25 protein-coding genes and 1 tRNA gene are annotated in these 14,642 nt (G+C 63.2%); 5 read left to right on the top strand and 21 right to left on the bottom strand.

The annotated features are described in order from the left end of the window. Positions 1 to 16: 16 nt before the first annotated feature. On the bottom strand, positions 17 to 658 hold the full coding sequence (locus AC5LXK_RS37470) for a DNA methyltransferase (RefSeq protein ID WP_049036510.1): 642 nt from the start codon (positions 656 to 658) through the stop codon (positions 17 to 19). Between the two features lie 708 nt (positions 659 to 1,366). Here AC5LXK_RS37470 and AC5LXK_RS37475 point away from each other — a divergent pair. Then, positions 1,367 to 1,735 carry a hypothetical protein gene (locus AC5LXK_RS37475; RefSeq protein WP_220497710.1) on the top strand — a complete coding sequence of 123 codons (369 nt, stop codon included), beginning with the start codon at positions 1,367 to 1,369 and terminating at the stop codon, positions 1,733 to 1,735. 19 nt (positions 1,736 to 1,754) lie between these two features. Here the strand turns inward: AC5LXK_RS37475 and AC5LXK_RS37480 are convergent, their stop codons facing one another. Continuing rightward, positions 1,755 to 1,937, bottom strand: a complete 183-nt coding sequence (locus AC5LXK_RS37480) for a hypothetical protein (protein ID WP_137910206.1) — start codon at positions 1,935 to 1,937, stop codon at positions 1,755 to 1,757. 412 nt (positions 1,938 to 2,349) lie between these two features. Between AC5LXK_RS37480 and AC5LXK_RS37485 the strand changes: the two genes are divergently transcribed. After that, a complete protein-coding gene (locus tag AC5LXK_RS37485) occupies positions 2,350 to 2,832 on the top strand; it encodes a hypothetical protein (protein ID WP_224755972.1) in 483 nt (160 codons plus the stop codon). Positions 2,833 to 2,903: 71 nt separating this feature from the next. Here AC5LXK_RS37485 and AC5LXK_RS37490 read toward each other — a convergent pair whose 3' ends face one another. After that, on the bottom strand, positions 2,904 to 3,200 hold the full coding sequence (locus AC5LXK_RS37490; RefSeq protein ID WP_143330923.1) for a hypothetical protein: 297 nt from the start codon (positions 3,198 to 3,200) through the stop codon (positions 2,904 to 2,906). A gap of 211 nt (positions 3,201 to 3,411) precedes the next feature. Here AC5LXK_RS37490 and AC5LXK_RS37495 point away from each other — a divergent pair, with 211 nt between their 5' ends. After that, the gene (locus AC5LXK_RS37495; protein WP_137910208.1) at positions 3,412 to 3,714 is read left to right on the top strand and encodes a hypothetical protein; all 303 of its coding nucleotides are present in this window, start codon (positions 3,412 to 3,414) and stop codon (positions 3,712 to 3,714) included. A gap of 87 nt (positions 3,715 to 3,801) precedes the next feature. Here AC5LXK_RS37495 and AC5LXK_RS37500 read toward each other — a convergent pair. Continuing rightward, positions 3,802 to 3,875: transfer RNA gene (locus AC5LXK_RS37500), tRNA-Gly, on the bottom strand. A 33-nt stretch (positions 3,876 to 3,908) separates the two neighbouring features. After that, positions 3,909 to 4,208 (bottom strand): H-NS histone family protein, encoded by a 300-nt coding sequence (locus AC5LXK_RS37505; RefSeq protein ID WP_049036503.1) that lies wholly within the window; start codon positions 4,206 to 4,208, stop codon positions 3,909 to 3,911. Between the two features lie 311 nt (positions 4,209 to 4,519). Between AC5LXK_RS37505 and AC5LXK_RS37510 the strand changes: the two genes are divergently transcribed. Together AC5LXK_RS37510 and AC5LXK_RS37515 are read left to right on the top strand one after the other, a co-directional pair. Then, on the top strand, positions 4,520 to 5,782 hold the full coding sequence (locus tag AC5LXK_RS37510) for a DUF6402 family protein (RefSeq protein WP_049036502.1): 1,263 nt from the start codon (positions 4,520 to 4,522) through the stop codon (positions 5,780 to 5,782). Then, on the top strand, positions 5,779 to 6,438 hold the full coding sequence (locus tag AC5LXK_RS37515; RefSeq protein ID WP_224755973.1) for a hypothetical protein: 660 nt from the start codon (positions 5,779 to 5,781) through the stop codon (positions 6,436 to 6,438). Before AC5LXK_RS37510 ends, AC5LXK_RS37515 begins: the two co-directional genes overlap by 4 nt. Positions 6,439 to 6,490: 52 nt before the next feature. On the opposite strand, the gene AC5LXK_RS37520 is transcribed toward AC5LXK_RS37515, so the two are convergent. The 16 genes from AC5LXK_RS37520 to AC5LXK_RS37595 all read right to left on the bottom strand — a co-directional run bounded on the left by AC5LXK_RS37520 (position 6,491) and on the right by AC5LXK_RS37595 (position 14,590). Further along, entirely contained in the window at positions 6,491 to 8,329 is a 1,839-nt protein-coding gene (locus tag AC5LXK_RS37520; RefSeq protein WP_089464345.1) for a site-specific integrase, read from the bottom strand. 3 nt (positions 8,330 to 8,332) lie between these two features. Next, positions 8,333 to 8,761 carry a hypothetical protein gene (locus AC5LXK_RS37525; RefSeq protein ID WP_049035741.1) on the bottom strand — a complete coding sequence of 143 codons (429 nt, stop codon included), beginning with the start codon at positions 8,759 to 8,761 and terminating at the stop codon, positions 8,333 to 8,335. Positions 8,762 to 9,031: 270 nt separating this feature from the next. Next, entirely contained in the window at positions 9,032 to 9,367 is a 336-nt protein-coding gene (locus tag AC5LXK_RS37530; protein ID WP_049035738.1) for a hypothetical protein, read from the bottom strand. Positions 9,368 to 9,371: 4 nt separating this feature from the next. Beyond that, positions 9,372 to 9,797, bottom strand: a complete 426-nt coding sequence (locus AC5LXK_RS37535; RefSeq protein ID WP_089464346.1) for a hypothetical protein — start codon at positions 9,795 to 9,797, stop codon at positions 9,372 to 9,374. Continuing rightward, positions 9,794 to 10,084, bottom strand: coding sequence for a hypothetical protein (locus AC5LXK_RS37540; RefSeq protein ID WP_089464347.1), 291 nt, complete (start codon positions 10,082 to 10,084; stop codon positions 9,794 to 9,796). The genes AC5LXK_RS37535 and AC5LXK_RS37540 overlap by 4 nt, the downstream gene beginning before the upstream one ends. A gap of 9 nt (positions 10,085 to 10,093) precedes the next feature. Then, positions 10,094 to 10,339 carry a hypothetical protein gene (locus tag AC5LXK_RS37545; RefSeq protein WP_049035947.1) on the bottom strand — a complete coding sequence of 82 codons (246 nt, stop codon included), beginning with the start codon at positions 10,337 to 10,339 and terminating at the stop codon, positions 10,094 to 10,096. Continuing rightward, positions 10,336 to 10,626, bottom strand: a complete 291-nt coding sequence (locus AC5LXK_RS37550) for a hypothetical protein (RefSeq protein WP_049035950.1) — start codon at positions 10,624 to 10,626, stop codon at positions 10,336 to 10,338. Before AC5LXK_RS37550 ends, AC5LXK_RS37545 begins: the two co-directional genes overlap by 4 nt. A 136-nt stretch (positions 10,627 to 10,762) precedes the next feature. Then, entirely contained in the window at positions 10,763 to 11,230 is a 468-nt protein-coding gene (locus AC5LXK_RS37555; RefSeq protein ID WP_163013129.1) for a hypothetical protein, read from the bottom strand. A gap of 46 nt (positions 11,231 to 11,276) precedes the next feature. Then, on the bottom strand, positions 11,277 to 11,945 hold the full coding sequence (locus tag AC5LXK_RS37560; RefSeq protein ID WP_049036308.1) for a hypothetical protein: 669 nt from the start codon (positions 11,943 to 11,945) through the stop codon (positions 11,277 to 11,279). A gap of 11 nt (positions 11,946 to 11,956) precedes the next feature. Then, complete coding sequence (locus AC5LXK_RS37565) at positions 11,957 to 12,175, bottom strand: hypothetical protein (protein ID WP_049036307.1); 219 nt, start codon at positions 12,173 to 12,175, stop codon at positions 11,957 to 11,959. Positions 12,176 to 12,181: 6 nt separating this feature from the next. Further along, on the bottom strand, positions 12,182 to 12,415 hold the full coding sequence (locus AC5LXK_RS37570) for a hypothetical protein (protein WP_049036306.1): 234 nt from the start codon (positions 12,413 to 12,415) through the stop codon (positions 12,182 to 12,184). Beyond that, a complete protein-coding gene (locus tag AC5LXK_RS37575) occupies positions 12,415 to 12,834 on the bottom strand; it encodes a type II toxin-antitoxin system VapC family toxin (protein WP_049036305.1) in 420 nt (139 codons plus the stop codon). Before AC5LXK_RS37575 ends, AC5LXK_RS37570 begins: the two co-directional genes overlap by 1 nt. Beyond that, on the bottom strand, positions 12,825 to 13,079 hold the full coding sequence (locus AC5LXK_RS37580; RefSeq protein WP_049036304.1) for a type II toxin-antitoxin system Phd/YefM family antitoxin: 255 nt from the start codon (positions 13,077 to 13,079) through the stop codon (positions 12,825 to 12,827). The genes AC5LXK_RS37575 and AC5LXK_RS37580 overlap by 10 nt, the downstream gene beginning before the upstream one ends. Positions 13,080 to 13,248: 169 nt before the next feature. Further along, a complete protein-coding gene (locus AC5LXK_RS37585) occupies positions 13,249 to 13,449 on the bottom strand; it encodes a hypothetical protein (RefSeq protein ID WP_049036313.1) in 201 nt (66 codons plus the stop codon). Between the two features lie 105 nt (positions 13,450 to 13,554). Then, a complete protein-coding gene (locus AC5LXK_RS37590) occupies positions 13,555 to 13,971 on the bottom strand; it encodes a hypothetical protein (RefSeq protein WP_049036302.1) in 417 nt (138 codons plus the stop codon). 16 nt (positions 13,972 to 13,987) lie between these two features. Continuing rightward, on the bottom strand, positions 13,988 to 14,590 hold the full coding sequence (locus AC5LXK_RS37595; protein ID WP_224755974.1) for a hypothetical protein: 603 nt from the start codon (positions 14,588 to 14,590) through the stop codon (positions 13,988 to 13,990). Positions 14,591 to 14,642 lie beyond the last annotated feature (52 nt).

Genomic DNA, 14,642 nt, shown 5'->3' on the forward strand with positions numbered 1-14,642 from the left:
CTCGCTTCGTTGGAGGTTAAGCCGCGATCGCTTCGCGCCGGCCCAGCCGGGCGACAGCCGCGGCGTGATAAGTCGCGTCCAGTTCGATGCCGACATAGCGACGCCCAAGCTGCTTGGCCGCCGCGCACGTGGTGCCGCTGCCGGCGAACGGATCGAGCACGAGGTCCCCCGGCCGCGTGAACGCCTCGACGACGGCGCGCATGGCGGACAGCGGCTTTTCAGTGGGGTGCAGGCGGTTGCCGGAGTACTGCCACGGCTGTACGTCCGGCAGGGGCTTTGATGGCAGCGCCGGCGAGCCCTTGGCGAGCACGTAGGCCGATTCGTGCTGGTACTTCACGAAGCGCGCCTTGGACGCGTAGGTTTTCGCAAATACGATGTGACCGACGATGCGAAAACCCGCCTTCTTCCACGCTCGGAAGAATTCATCGGTCTTAGTCCAGCCGTAGAAGCTCACGCACAGCGCGTCATCCTTCAGTACGCGGAACACCTGTGCGAACGCCGGTTCGAGCCAGTCGCCGCGCACATCGTTCGCGATCGAGCGGCCGTTGCGGTCCTGGTAGTTGACCAGATACGGCGGGTCGGTCAGCGCGAAGTCGATCACTGCATCGGGGATGGTGGGGAGAACATCGAGACAGTCGCCGTGATAGAAAAAGTCCATGGTGGTGCTCCATCGATAAGGTGAACCCTGTGCCGCCCGGCAGATGACGGGCGGGGCGATGGATAGCGCGGCAGCGTTTGCGGCTGCACGGTGGTGGCTACCCGGCGCTGGCGAGCGCCGGAAGGGTGTCGGGAGTCAAGAAACGTGGAATAAATGGTGGGCCTCCCGGCCAGGGAGAGCCGGCCGTTTATGCCGCGAAAGTTCTTGAAGGTCGTTCACCGTGCGCGACCATCCCGGCGCGCGCGGTGAACGACCGGCTCCCGGCACCCTGGAGGCGATCGTTGGCGACGGGTAGCCACCACCCCGGTAAGAACCGCAGAGGCCTTGGTTGAGTGGACCTTGGCAAGCACGGCGACGTGGAAGGAAGGGATGGTGTTTCGTTGCTGTTGGACATGAGAACCGTGCACGGGCGCGCAGCGCGCGTGCACGGTTCGATCGCGAGTGCAGCGCAGCTCGCCTCGATCACGAGTTTTTGAGGTACAAGAAATTCCGCTATGCTGCGGATGATTCAACCGACCAGGACAGTAGGATCTCCATGCATGACCACGAGCACGCGGCCGCGATGAGGCTCATGTGCGACACCGGCATCGGGGCGACGTACTCGCCGGCGAGGTTTCCGTGACGCGTCGCGCGAGCACACGTCGACGGCCGCGCGGCCAGCTCGCCAAGCGCTTGCTGTTGCCTATGCCGCGGGACGAGATCGAGAAGATGTCGCTGCAGTACCACTCGGCGCTCGAGGCGATCAGGATGCGTCAGGGCAGCGCCTTCGGCATGCGGATCCTGCTGCAGATGATCATGCTGACGGGGTTCATCGATGAAGCCCGTCGACAGGAGATCCGGGTTGAAGTGCTGGTGGCGGCGGAGCGCGGGATCCAGGCTGCCTTCGATCGCGGCGAGCGCGAGGATCTATGGACGTTTGACGAGCAGACCGACGAGCTCGTTTCGATGCTGCTGGCGTGGCACGACGATCAGCTGCGCACGGCGCCACTCGCGGTGCTGTTGGAAGCGATCGAGCGGATGGACCGACTTATCGACGGAAAATCGTTCGAGCGGCCGCCGACGCGTTTCACGCCGTGATCGAGCCGATCGGCGTGCTTCAGTGCGCGCCGGTCACCGCAGTCATCACAACCTTGCCGACGTGCGCGATCACGCCGAAGACGCCGGCAGCAAACAGCAGGCCGAGCTGGATCAGGATGGCCCACTTGAGGATCTTGCCCGGCACCGCAGCCAGCCGGTCGTACCAGGTTATTTGCCGCACCATCACCACATACTTGGTCATGTTGTTCACCATGATCAGGGTTGAGATCGGACGCGCCTTGCCACAAACGGTTATCCACATCAAATACGCAGCTCGGACAGCATCGCACGCTACTACTTAGTGTAGTACAGAAAGTAACGAAAACGGCCTGTTTTTGTGTAACGAAAAGTGCTATCTTAAACTCAATGAAATCCACGAAACCGCGGATGGGTAGACCGCCTATTCCTGAAGAAGATCGGTTGATCGGCCGCTCGATCCGTTTGACCGCTGCGCAATGGGCGAAGATTGATGCGCATGGAATGGCTTGGCTCAGAAAGCTGATCGATCGCGCACGGTCGACAAAGCCAGTGCGCTCAGATGAAGATCAGTAGTCGTCTGGTTGTGCAGGAAGTGCTGTAGCCGGATGAAGTGGATGACGTGACGACGCCTGAGGATGGACATGTTGATTCGCGAGCAAGGCCGATCGATCAAGCTGCTGCGCGTCACGCGTAGCGGGGATACGCGTCGGCACCGTCAGATTGTGATCGGCACGTTCCGTGCGGATGAAGACGTGCCGGCTGATCTGCTCGAGCGCCTGGATCGCAATGAGCGGCGTGAGCTGTCGTCATGGCTGGTGGCCTGGCGTGACAGTCAGGCGATGGCGCGTGCTCGCGAGGTGTTTGCCAGTGCGCCCGCACATCTGGACGAACTGGTCGCTGCGCTGGATGCAGCTGCTGGATTGTTGGCGCCGGCCGAGGCGGATGTGTTGTGGCGCAAGCTGCAGATGATCGCACGCGGCTTGCGGCGCGGCGGTCATCCTCGTCCAAGGCGAGTGCCGGCGCAACCCGCACCGTTGCCTGGCCAGCTGGATCTGATCGACGCGCTTGAGGGGCCAGCGATTGCTGTCACGGCGACCGAGGATGGCGTTATCCCGTGATGCTCAGGCGACTGCTGTCGAAGGGGCACCAGCAGGAGGATCTGGATCGTTTGCCCGGCGGTACCGGAGCATTACTCGGTGGCAGTCGCCTCGATCGCTTTGGGCTGAAACGTGATGCCTGCGTCGAGGATCGACTTGCCGTCGTCGCTGATTCGACCGGCTATCACGGCGGCGCCGCCGGCAGGGTTGTCGCGCACGGCCTGGACGAAGCGCTGCAGGGTGCCGCCCTTAAGCGTGGTTTTGACGATGCGGCCCGCCGGCGTACAGATCGAGAACGGCAGCTGAGCGTTCTTCGCGCCAGGCGTGCCGACAGGCGGTACGGCGTCGAATGGAAATCGCTCGACGTCGACCACAACGCTGACCTTCACGGCGCGAGCATGGATGACCGGGTCTGGAGTGGCGGAAGGTTGAGCAGCATTCGAGCGGGACGGTTGTGACTGGCCAGGCTTCGTCGGGCGGGTAGACGCGGTCATGGGTATGAGGACGGTGTGAGCGGGTTGGGTTCGACGATCATACCGTCTGCAATATCAAACGTGGTTTGTCTTGGAGTGACACGTGATGAGAAAGCAATGTGTAGTAATGCTGATGATGTTGTCGATTGCCGGATTTACTCAATCGGCTTATGCCTACGGATACGGCTATGAGCGTCCTTCCGGATCAGTTGTCGGCGGCATTGTCGCGGGTCTGGTCGGCGGGTTTCTGTTGGGCTCGGCGATCGCTGCACCGCCGGCATATGCGGGGCCGCCTCCGATGTATGGGGCGCCCGTTCCGGTCTATGCGCCTCCGCCCTATGACTATGCGGGGCCACGCTGTTACTGGCGAAACGTGCAGGAATGGGTCGGTTACGGCTGGGCGATGGTCCCGCGGCAGATCTGTTACTGAAGACCTATCGGACGCGATTCACACTCGCGGACAGTCGCTGCCGCTGGTTTTCAAGGAAGGTGTCTTAAATCGCTTGATCACATCTTCTGGAGCGGGCGAAGGGAATCGAACCCTCGTCATCAGCTTGGAAGGCTGTTGCTCTACCATTGAGCTACGCCCGCATGGTTCGCGATCTGAGCCGCGAACGTGTCACGTTACTCCGTAACGGGAATCAGAAAGCGCTCGCGCTTCTTCCCTGCAATCCAGCCCGGCGCTTTGCCGCGTCCGCTCCAGGTTGCGCCCGACTTCGGGTCTTGATATTTCGGAGCGATGGGTGTGCGTGCACCGGATACGGCAGCGCGCCGGCGCCCGAACAGCTGCTCGGACGTAATGCCGTATTCGGCGATTTGCTCACGCATCGCCGTAATGATGCTCTCCAGTTCTGAGAGACGTGCTTCTTCTGCCTGCTGTGCCAACGCATCAGCCTGCTTTTTGAGTTCGAGGTAAGTCGTCATGGATTAAGATTCTTCAGTTGAGCAAAGAGCGCTTAGGCTAGTCGGAACAAGGGACCAGGTCAATACGAGCCGGGCCATTATCGTGCATTTGGATGGTAGTGGCATCGCTGCAGGACGAAACTGGCAATATGCTTGTGCTCTTTCACCAAGTTTATGTGCCGGGAACTGCCCCCGATCTTTCATTCTGAGTGAATTCGATCTGATTTAACAGTAGATCACATTGGCGTCGTTGGTTTTGGCGGGATATCGATTACTCTGATACTGCTCACGAGCATGACGAACTCTTCTCAATAATCGCTGTTCACGCACTTATGCCAGACGTCAGAAAAGTCCCGTATTATCAGCTGGAATCCGGTGTTTTATATTCCAGCAAACGGTGGAAATGCTACTCTGGCGTAGTCGGATGCGTTCCCATCGATACGCAGCAGAGAATCTCGTTCGACAGGCTCGCGCCGAACGAGCCTCCACCGCCACCCCCGCCCAAGGCAGCCGCTCCAGTCGCGCCGCAAAAGCCGCCCGCCCCTGCTCCAGCACCTGCGAAGCCGCCCGCCAAGCCACAACTGAGCGATAAACCGCAAGACGCGGAGCAAGCCGACAAGCTGCCCGAGTTCGACCTGCAGGACATCCCCAAAGCAATGGACAAGATGGGCTGGCCAATTTCGGCCAAGCTCGCGCGAGAATGGCTTGCGAGCCCCAAGCACGTCTACAACAACGATCTCAACTCGGTACAGCCGCTCGACGACACAACGGTTACCCTGGATTGGGCATTGAAATTTAGCGGCGCATCCGAGCGCTTCAATCAGCTCGTGCGGCAAGCGATTTACACGCCGAATGCCGTGCGAGCCGCCTCAAAAGTCATGGCACCTGTGATCGAGAAGAGTTTCTCGGGCGGGCAGTTAAACGCGGCCGGTATCGTGATCGACACTTCGCCGTTTCTGAGGGATCCGCTCCAGTTTCACATCGCCTGGGGATTCCAGTACCAGCCCGTGTCGTCGCTCGATACGCTCGACGGTACCGCGATGACCGATCTGACCGGGGCCCTGGCAAACTTCAACTTCTACGCCGCCATCGGGAAGGCGACCGTCACCGGGGATCGCTATTACAAGTACGAAGGCAAGCGCAAGATTTTCTGTCTCGAGCCGGTCGCCCAGATCACCCACATCTACGTCTACATCAAAGACAGCTACTCGTTCAACGACGATTCGCCTTCCAAGAGCCAATACCTCGGCCACTGGAACAAGACCGGTATGGTTCTGTCCTACGTCGCGGCCGTCAACGATTTCTTCAAAAGCAGCAACTTGAATGTCGGGAACTCGACCATCGAGGAGTGGCGTTATCTCCCCGAGGGCGAAGAGGTCAACAAGCCGGTCGACAAACGCACCAGCCGCTTTCGGAAATTCCTGGCAAAGGATGTCTACTGGCCAGTCCATAACAAGACGTACCGCGACTGGCGATCGGTGCATAATCGCGGCGGCGACTTCATGGTCTACAGTAAGCCCAGACTTATCAAGCTGGACAAGCCGATCATTCTGAAAATTGACACCATATGCAGAACCCTCCCGGCCGAGCAATGAAGGCGCTCACCGTCATCCTCAAAGCGGCCTTGGCCGTTGTCGCCGCATGCCTGGTTGTCGCCATCGCGTGGATGTTCGTGCCGGCCGACGTCAGGAACGCGATCACGCTTTTCTCGCTTAAGAACGCGAAGAGCGTGATCTTCGCCGTCACGTCGATCATCTTCGTGCTCTACTTCTATCGGCTTGTCAGAAATATCGACCATTTCAGTCGTGCAAAGCGCGTGGGACTGGCGATCGTCACGCTGGGCTTTTTGGCATTCTTCTATCTCGTCAATTTTCGCGGGATCGCGACCGACGACACCAATTGTCAGCGCTACAACTACAACGCGAAGCTGAACGGCGGCACCAAGCGGGTCGACGGCACGACCTACATCGTCAACATCTGCGGAAGCGGCGGCGGCCACGGCAATGGCTTTTTTGCTAACCAAAACGAGCAGGTCAAAATCGTCGTGGCCGATTCGCACGGGTCGACCCTTGCCACCCGGCTATTTTTCGTCTTCTGGGGTGGCCGCCCGGGCGCCGAGCCGATCGAGATCCGCGACGGCAAGTTGATCTACTTCGACGCGTCGGATACGTACGACAGCATGCGGTCGATTTCGATGCCACCCACCACGATCGATTGGATCGCCGCGAGAACTCCGATTTGGCTGCGCTGAGAACGGTCTCGCTGCCGGGCGGTCGCCGCGTTGAAGCAGCACCACCCACGATTCAGGATTCGCGAGTGAGCCGCGCGTGGTACTTCGCCGCCTCGCGACGCATCCGCGCCTCTTCCGGCGACACGTAGATGGACGTCGTGCCAAGCGATGCATGCCCGAGCGTGCGCTGCACGACTTCGAGCGCGACGCCAGCCGCCAGCATCTGCGTGCCGACCGTGTGCCGGAAAGCGTGCGGCGACGTGTCGGACAGCTTGCGCCGATCGGCATCGCTCAGATCCGGCATCACCTCGAGCAGCTGCGCGATCGCCCACTGCGTCAGCCCGCGCGCCCCGCGCACCGAGTAGCCCCGGGCGCGGGGCTTGAGCTGGTCGCCGGCCTCATCGGGCTCGCCAAATTTCTCGCGGGCCCGCGGCGTAGGCGGGATGACCAGCGGCGCCACCAGCGGCAACCCGGGTGGTTCCGTCGCGGCCACCGCGTCGAGATCCTGGCCGCGATCGCGCCAGTGCGCACGCAGCGCGTCGACGCACTCGTCGCTGATCGGCACGAAGCGTTGCTTGTTGCCCTTGCCGATCACCTCGAGCAACCAGCTGGCCGGCGTGTCGTCGTCGGCCGGCAGCCAAGCGAGGGCCGCGCGCGCCACGCCGGCCGCCTCGGCAATCCGCAACCCGCCGTCGCCCATCACCAGCAACAACGCGCGCGCGGCGCGCCAGCGCGGCCCGCTCGGGCCCTGCAGCTCGCTGCGTTCGGCCAGCGTCGCGCGCACGCGGGTCCACAGGTCGAGCGGCAACGAGCGCTCGACCTGCAGCTTGCGCGCACGCGTGACGACGTTCGGATCGGTGACGGCCGCCCACGGGTTGCCGGCCAGATACCGCACGGCGACCAGCCAGGCGAACGCCGCGCGAATCCGGCGCACTGCGTAGCGCTGGCTTTCCAGTGCCAGGCCGCCTGGCGCGAACGGTCGCCACTGGCCGCTCCTGCGGGCGACGGGCGAGCCCGTAAAACGCTCAGATGGCGCGGCGAGAAACGCCTTATACGCGTTGCAGTCCTCGACCCGCATCGACGACAGCGCGACGCCGCGCTCGGCCACGCACCAGAGCACCAGGCGCTCGAGCTCGCGTGTGTACGCGCGCTGCGTGGCCGGCCGATCGTCGTAGCGGTGCAGATACGCCCGTACCGCGTCCAGGTCGTGCGCAGCGCCCAGATACGCAAACACCGACGCCCGGTTCGCCCCGTGCGCGCCGGACAGGGCCTCCGGTAGCGCCAGGCGCTCGAGCGGCGCCAGTTGTCCCGCGCCGGCCGTGATGCTGGCCGAGGTCGGCGCCAGCGCGTCGCCGGCGTCGACGTCCGGCCCGACGGCCGTGCCGATCGACGCGGCGTGGCGCCGCAACCAGGCGACCAGCACGCGCGCCCGGCCGGCGCCGATGCGCGGCACCGAGCGCCACCACTGCCCGCCGCGGCGATTCACCAGCGCGACGAGCTCGCCGAGCGTGTGGATCTCCTCGCCCGCCAGGCGTGCCGCGACGAGCGGCCGGAACCAGCGGCCGACCGGGTGCTCGGCCTGCGGCGTGGCAACGGCCCACTGCGCGGCGACCTGCTCGATCAGCTGCAGTGAGACGGGCGTGAGGCGCGGCTCGCCGTATTTTTCGATCGCCGCCTGCAGGTGCGACTTCAATACCGGAGAACCATCGCGCAGCGCGGCCGCGACCAGATCGTCGCGCATCGTGCGCAGCAGCTGCGCGACGTCGACCGGGTCGTCGGCGTCGCGATCGAAGTACAGCCGCTCGATCGTCTCGAGCGGGAGGCCTTTCACGCGCGCGCGCAGCGCCGTGAATTCGGTGCGGCTGTAGCTGCGCAACGGCATTTGGGCCAGCTCCTGGGGGCGATTTGCCATGGTTCAGCCTGCAGGAATGGGTGATACAACCGTGTCGGCAGTGGTGACACGCTGAAGCCGCTCGAACGCGGCGACATAGCGGTGCATCGGTACCGCGGCCAGTTGCGCGTCCAGCCGTGCGAGAACGTGCTCGACTGCGGCGCGCTCGAGGTCGGTCAGCGCGCCCGGCTGACCCTGCGCGGCGCGGTCGGCGTAGTCTTGTAGCGCCGTCTCGGCCCGTCGATAGGGGGTCGGCTCTGTCGGGTCGAGGAAGTATGCGAGGTAGATCGCATTCAAGAGCGTGGCCAGCTGCGCGACGTCGTCGTTCGCGTCGCGCAATGCCGCCAGCGCCACGTGATGCTTCAGCTGGATCCGGCGTAGTTCGGCTGCCGGGATCGGCAGCAGCTGTGCCCGGGTCAGCGGCCGGTGGCTGCGGGAGGTCGCTTTTCTCATTGGCTCGGGAAATTCGACGACCGCACCTTGTCACAGCGCTCGCATTGGTACGCGTGGAGCCCGCTGTCGTTCAGGATGTAGTGGTAATGGGAATGCTGCACCCAGCGATGCACTCCCATCAAACACGCGAACCGCGCCATCCAATTGCGAAACATGATGTCCTCCGGACCGGTTGGTGCATGCCGCTGGTGCGGCGCTTAATTCAGGGCTGAACGGAGACCGGAGCCGCCCGCGACGGTAATCCCTCCGGATGCCTGAGGTGACGGTTTTTCACTGGGCCGTGGCGGCTCGAGCGGACTCGAAGGCATCGGCCCAGCTCTCGTCCGTAATGTTGTCGAGCGTGGCAATCGCCGCCGCGCGCGACGCTTCGATGGTCGACGCCTCACTCTTCGGCACGTGCATTCCCAACAGCACGTCGGACACTGCGTAACACTGAACGTCATCAAGACCGACGACGGCATGAACGGCCCTGGTCCGTCCGCGGTGCTCGAACGGTATGCCGATCACCTCGACATCGCCCGTCCGCATGGCGAGCGTAAACACCACACCGTCGACGTACTTCGGTGCCGGCCTGGCGGGCGGCTTTTTGGAGGAGGAGCGAGCCATGAATTTAACTCCTGCAGGGAATCGACACATAGAGTTCCGGCACCGGCGGCTCGCCGAGGACCAACGCGAGGAAATCGCCGGCCGCCGTCGGGTGTTCGATGAAACGCTGCACGTACGGCGGCCGCGCGAACGCGACATCCAGTAGCGCACCGGACGCGCTGCGGATCAACGAGTGGGAGACGAAGCGTTGTTGCGCCCCGTCGCCCCCGTCCGCGAGCCAGCCGCGTACCGGGGTATCGCCAGGGTGCAATTGCAGCCATCGCGCAACCTGCTCGTGGCAGTGATGAGGATTGGGCGGCCAGTGCGCCAGCGCGCCGGCGCCCGCGTAACGATCGATCGACAGGGCATTCGCATAGTCGCGCGCGATCGTGTCGGCGAGCGCCAGCTTCACGGCGGCCAGCGCGGCGTTACGGTCGAAGGCAGCGGTCATGATGCCCGGCGCTCCTGTGTGTTACCCCCGGACGGTGCGGCCGCGGCGTTGACCAGCCCCAGCAGCCGATGCTCGTCGCGCTGCAGCGCTTGCCGTCCCGCGTCATCGACGGTTTTCCGGGCCGCATTCACGAAGCCAAGCCAGTACGCGAACACGCTAACGGCAGACGCACGCAATGACGCGCGCTCTGCTTCGTCGCCGGCGGCCGCGGCGAGCATCATATAGTCGCGGATGTGCCTTTCGGCGGATCCGGTCAGTTCAGGGTACGAGACGGTGTAGTCGTGCACGGTGGAATTTCAGGTGTTGAGGTTAGTGGAATCGGCGGTCGCCGAGACCCGGATCTTTGCGGCCGCGTCGAGCAGTTGCTGCGCAAGACGCTCCGCCTCATCGGCCGTCGCGAGAATGCGGAAGTGCTGTTCGCTGTCGAGCATGCCGACAACGTCGAGCTCGATCACCTGGTGGTCCTCCCACGCGAACACGCGCGTGCGGGCGTGGACCGACGCGTCGCCGCGGCCTTTGGTGTAGCGGGCAGTCGTTTTCATTTGATCGTCTCCGTCTCCGGCAAGCCACCCGTGCACAAACCCGCCAACATGTTGACTAAGCAAAATGCGGCAAGAAGGAACGGGAGTGCAGCGATCAGGTTGACTATTGTCACGGGTTGTGGGCGCGTCATGTCAAAACATAGAAGCAATGCCGTCAGGATGACGGGCAGCAACAGGAATCGCGTCCATATCCAGTTCCCGGTGTAGATCGACCGCACGACCGTAACCAGCGCCGTAATCGGCACTGTCCCCAAGGCAATCCAACTCGCAATCTCGAATATCGACATCGACCTTTCCTCCCCGTGGATCAAAATCCGTATTGATCGTCGCCCCTGCGCCGTAACACCTGATAGTCGTGCTCGGGCAGCACGATCAACCCGGCTTCGGCCGTCTCGAGCACGCGCGTCATCTGCCCTTCCTTGATCACTTCGCCGTGGTCTGGCCGGCCTTCGCGTAGAACGCGTCGACGATCGCGAGCAGCTCTCGCAGACGTGCAGCGACGCGCGGCGTCACGAACAGATCCACGTCGGGTGTGCGCGCGTAATACGCCTTGGTCGGTCCGACACCATCCGGGCCACCACCGATATCGAGCAGCCGCAGATCGACGGCTGGATCCGTTTTGTCTGCATAGAGCTCGGCGGCGCTGTAGATGTTGTAGATGGCGCCATCCTCGGCCCAGCCTTGTGTGTCGACGCACCACGCGTGCGCCAGCAATTGTTCAAGGTGGGCGGCCTCGTCTTTGCCGCGTGGCGCTTCGAAGAACACGGTGCGCTCGTCGAATGTGCCGCGCGATCGGCACAGTGCGTCCGGCAGCACGACGAACGCGCGGTACAGCGTACCGGTCGTGAGGCCCGTGGTCAGGATCGGTCGGTCGACTGCTTGCAGACTCATCGTTGCACCTCGAAAGAGTGGAAATGGCGTGCGCGTCGGCCGGCCGTCACGCGTGAAGGTTGCGGCCGGCGTCGGCCAGGATCGCTTGTACGGCGGGCTGACGCAGTGCGGCACCGAGCTCCGCGTAATGCGGGTGATCGCCCGCCTCGCTAAAAGCCCAGGTCGTGTATTGCGGCGGCAGCAGCACGGACCACCGGATCGCGTCGTCGACACTTTTCTCGCCGAGCACGATATTGGCCGCGATCGACTGGATGGCGGCGATTTCATGGGGCTGGAGGGCAGTGTGCGCGTAGGGCTCGCGCGCGCGGCCGAGCAGCGGCTCGACGACCTGGCCGACGGCCGTGGTCAGCTCGGTGACCCGTTCGACGCGTGGCAGCGCGGCAAGGATCGGCTCGCGCATGCCCGGCTCGAGCGTCAAGGCGAAGCCCACCCGAAACTCCCGCAGATCCGCGTGCTTCGGGGGCAGCACCTGCAGCACGTCCAGAATCCCGGCCGTCTGCGTCACGTAGACATTCTGCGGACCCGCCGCGATCGCGTTGTCGCCACTTACCCGGGCCCACTCGTCGCCCCATGACGACGAGCGCGCATCGACGGTGATGAGTAGCGTGGCATCGGGTTCCCGGAGTTCGAGATGGGTGGAACACGGTTGGATCGTGACGCAGTAGCGCTCGCCCCGAATGGCGAGACCCGAGTTGTAGCGGTTGACTTCCGGCATGGTGGCTCCGTTCAAGGTTGAGAGGTAGGCGCGCGATCGCCGTCGATCAGCGCCTCGAGCCGGGCGCGATCGGCCTGGTAGTCAGCGCGGTTGAACGCGAGCAATTCCGTGACGAGGTCGTCCCACATCGCAAGGGCGCCGCGCGCTTCGTCATGACTTTTGGATGTCAGTTGCCGTATCGTCCGCTCGGCGCGAGCGGTCAGGGCGGTATAGCTCAGGGTCTTGCTCATCGCGCTCTATCCCTTGTCGGTCGGCAGACACTGATACGACCAATTTCGCGCCCGATACGACTGCACCGTGATACCGGGCGAAACCTTGGTGTTGGCCTTTTCCACTTCCGCCTCGTGGCGATCCAGGCGCGCCACGGCCTCGGTGCCCGTGCGCTGACACAGCGCTTCGGACTTATACCCGCCGTCGCCGATCGCCATCGATCCGCTCACCATCAAAACCATCAACCAGCTCGTTGCCATTACTGCTCTCCTGATGTCGGGATTCGCACGGTCAACCCTGGCAAGTCCGCGAAATCGGCCACGTTCAGCGTCATCAGCGCGTAGCCGTGCTCAATCGCCTGTGCGGCGATCCACAGGTCGTTGTAGCGCGGGCGCGGCGAGCGGCCTGCCTGTTTGACTGCGGCGGCCAGTACACCGAACGCGGCCGCGGTGTGACGCGTGACGTCGAGCACCGGGCGCCGCTCGAGCTGACGCAGATGGGCGGCCCGGCGCGCGCGCTCAGCCGCATCCGCGCACGCCTGTACGCCGAATGCCAGTTCGCCCAGCGAGATCGTCGAGATGAACACCGGCGCGTCGCCGGCGGCGTCGATCACGGCACGCGAATCGACGGTGCCGCCGGCGAGGCCGACCCACACGCAACTGTCGATGATCACGCCCACGGATCACGCACCCCGTCTTCGAAGCCGGCGCGACTGTCGCGCAGCCAGCGGGCAGCATCTTCGGCGCCGAGACTCGTCGGCAGCCCCTCGAGCGCCTGCGCGGCATTCATGACGGGGTCGGCGGGCACCAGGCGTGCGATCACGGTCTGGTTGCGTTCGACCACGACGGTCTCGCGGCGCTGCGCGACCTGGTCGAGGATCTGGCGGGTGTGGCGGGCCAGATCGGTGGCGGTAATGGTGGGCATGATGACCTCCGGGAGCAATGAATACATATTATACGTATTTTCCGCATCTAAAAACAAGTGGATTCCGGCCCGACGGGGTTTTCGAGCATTAAACGCAATGCCGCTAAGAGGAGTTATCGGCATTGAGGGCGTGCCCCAAAAACCCGGCCGCAGCCGGGTTCGGCGTCGTTCAGGACCGCGTGATCAGGTACGCGACCAGCGGCAGGCTGGCCAGCGCGGCGATCGCCGCCAGCGGATGCACCAGTCCGTAGCCGGCCGGCCAGAGGGCCGACAGCCCCCGGTCGACAGCTGCCAGAGCAATCAGCAGCGCCGCGGCCACCAGGCCCCTGCCCCACCCGCCTGCTTTAAGCTGCATCGTTGCCAAGTTCATGATCGAGATCCTCATCGTTGATGTGGGGGATCCTACAGCGACGACAGGATCGTCAGCCCAAGACTTAAATCATTTTGCATACTCCCCCTCCCTGTTCTCGCGCGCTCAATTTCGCGGCTCATCATCAATCTGCTGGTCGTCAGCTGCCCTCGCCTGCGCGTCCTTTGGAAAGCGCTCGAGTATGCCAACGGAAACCAACCCAAACCACTCCTGCCGAGGAGTCACCATCACCAGGCCATCCGCTCGAATCTGCTTGATGAATAATTCATATTCGGGCGTCGTTTTGCCAACGCGCGGGCCAGGTGCCGTGACGATCGCACCGGCCAGGATGGCCGTTCGAGCTGCGACCCATGACGTAAAGCCTGCGGCGAGCGCAAAGCGATCACAGGGGTGCTCGATCTGCACGCGTGGCCCGAAAGAATGACGTGCATCGGGCGCGTAAGGCTGCTCGATCGGGCCGGTAAGTTCAGTGAGCTCAACACGCAGCAGCTGCGGGATCCGCTTCTTGTCGGTGCCTGTCATTACCCTTCCTTGCGTTTCAAAACAGATTCATCTGCCGTGAGTTGCGTTCTTGCGGTGGTGTCGGCCGCACGCCCTGCCCCACCCGTCGCATTCGCGCGATCAACGGCACGCCGCAGCCATCGACCGTCAGGCCAAGACCGAACGCTTCGAGATCGTCCCGCGTCAAGTGCTGCAGCGGCTTCCAAGTCGGCCGCCAACCGTGCGCCTGAGTGAGTGCAAGAAGCTCGCGCGTCGTCAGCCCCGGCACGCAGTCGCGCACAAATTGCGCGCAAGCTTCCGGCACCAGTTCTGGCGGGAACGTGGGCGGCAACGCGAAGAATGCCGATTTGCCTGGCTGGTCAATGTCGATGAGTTGCGGGTGGTGTATCGGCTTCAGGTTTCTCGCATGCGAGAATCGCCTGAAATGAGCTGGTGATTCCCGGTAAGTTGCTCCCGCCTGTTGGAGATTTCTCGCATGCGAGAAGCGTACCCCAATAGAAGGGACATAACAATCGCTGGTTACGGACGTGCGGTCGGTGAGGCTCGATGTGCGGTGCTCGTGTAACGCCGAACGGAGTGATTTCTCGCGTGCGAGAAATATATGTGTTGACAAAGTGTTTACCGGAAAATAAGATGACAACAGTTCGGCGAAGGCCGATTCTGTTCAACCTGATTTCGTAAGGCTGATCCCT

Source organism: Burkholderia pulmonis, from assembly GCF_984667975.1.